Annotated in this window: 2 protein-coding genes; one reads left to right on the forward strand and one right to left on the reverse strand. The window is 72.8% G+C overall.

The window, feature by feature from the left end; translation table 11 throughout:
* Positions 1-447, reverse strand: a 447-nt coding sequence (locus G6021_RS10690) for a maltotransferase domain-containing protein (protein ID WP_182641263.1), incomplete at its 3' end; no start/stop codon positions are given.
* A 153-nt stretch (positions 448-600) separates the two neighbouring features.
* Here G6021_RS10690 and G6021_RS10695 point away from each other — a divergent pair.
* On the forward strand, positions 601-1,443 hold the full coding sequence (locus G6021_RS10695; protein WP_182611180.1) for an ABC transporter ATP-binding protein: 843 nt from the start codon (positions 601-603) through the stop codon (positions 1,441-1,443).
* The last annotated feature ends 53 nt before the right edge of the window (positions 1,444-1,496 follow it).

Genomic DNA, 1,496 nt, shown 5'->3' on the forward strand with positions numbered 1-1,496 from the left:
CGCGGTGGCCGCATCCGTCAGCAGCGTGGCCCGGTCGGGGTCGCCCGACGCGATCGCCTGTGCGGCGCCGGCGTCCAGGACCCGGGCGCCCACCTCGAACTCGTTGCCCAGGACGTCGGCGCCCTGGCCGGCGTCCATCTTCTTGACGATGCCGCTGTTCCACGTGGCGAACGGATCCGACCAGGCCTCGACACGGAACGACCACATCCCGGGGGCGTCGGTGGTGAGCAGCGCGTGGACGGTGTCCGCCTCCACCCCGGGGGACATGGTCGTCCGGGAGGAGGCCCCACCGGGACGGCGGACCACCAGGCTCGCCGACAGCGCGTCGTGGCCCTCCCGCCACACGGTCGCCGAGATCGGCACCACCTCACCCACGACCGACTTGGCGGGGAACCTCCCGCAGGAGACCAGGGGGCGGACCTCGTCGATGGCCAGACGGTCGTTCACGTCGGTGCTCCTCTCGGCTGCGGGCTCCGGGGTGCGGACGCCTCTACGCACACGACGCTATCGAAGCGGGCGTCGATCGGGGAGGGGCGTCGCGCCGGTGTTCACGCGCACGAGCCGTGTTCCTCGCCACCCGGCCACCGGATAGGGGGTTAGATGGGGTCCGTGAGAACGCCTATCGAGACCGATCCCGACCTCGTCCTGGACCTGACCGACGTCTCGCTCCGGAGGGACGGGCGGACGCTGGTGGGCCCCGTCACCTGGCAGGTCGAGTTGGACGAGCGGTGGGTCGTCCTGGGCCCCAACGGTGCGGGCAAGACCTCGCTGCTCCGGATCGCCTCGGCGCTCGAGTACCCGAGCACCGGTTCGGCGGTGATCCTGGGGGAGCAACTGGGTCGCACCGAGGTCACCGAGCTCCGCAGCCGGGTGGGCCTGTCGTCCGCGGCGGTGGCCGGCCGGATCCCCGGCGACGAGGTGGTCAAGGACCTGGTGGTCTCCGCCGGGTACGCCGTGCTGGGCCGGTGGCGGGAGGCGTACGACCAGGCCGACTTCGACCGCGCGGCGGACACGCTGGAGATGATCGGCGGAGAGCACCTGGCCGACCGGACCTGGGGGACCCTCTCGGAGGGTGAGCGCAAGCGGGTGCTGATCGCCCGCGCGATGATGACCGACCCGGAGCTGCTCCTGCTCGACGAGCCGGGGGCGGGGCTGGACCTGGGGGGCCGGGAGGATCTGGTCGCCCGTCTGGCGGACATGGCCCTCGACCCCGACGCGCCCGCCACCGTCCTGGTGACCCACCACGTGGAGGAGATACCCCCGGGTTTCACCCACGCGATGCTCCTCGCGGAGGGAGGGGTCACGGCCACCGGCCTGATCGACGACGTGATCACCTCGGAGAACCTCAGCACCGCGTTCGCGCAGTCGATCGTCGTCGACGCGATCGACGGGCGGTTCTTCGCGCGCCGGGCGCGTCGGTCCGGCCGACACCGGCGGCCGTGAACCGCACAGTCGACCCCGTGGCGACCCCGCCCGGGCCCGTCCCCGTCCGTGAG

This window comes from Dietzia sp. CW19 (assembly GCF_014145265.1).
Classification (GTDB): domain Bacteria; phylum Actinomycetota; class Actinomycetes; order Mycobacteriales; family Mycobacteriaceae; genus Dietzia; species Dietzia natronolimnaea.

Bases quoted from the DNA above. Each gene is read 5' to 3' on its own strand.
- G6021_RS10695 (WP_182611180.1), top strand. From the start codon at position 601: ATGGGGTCCGTGAGAACGCCTATCGAGACCGATCCCGACCTCGTCCTG.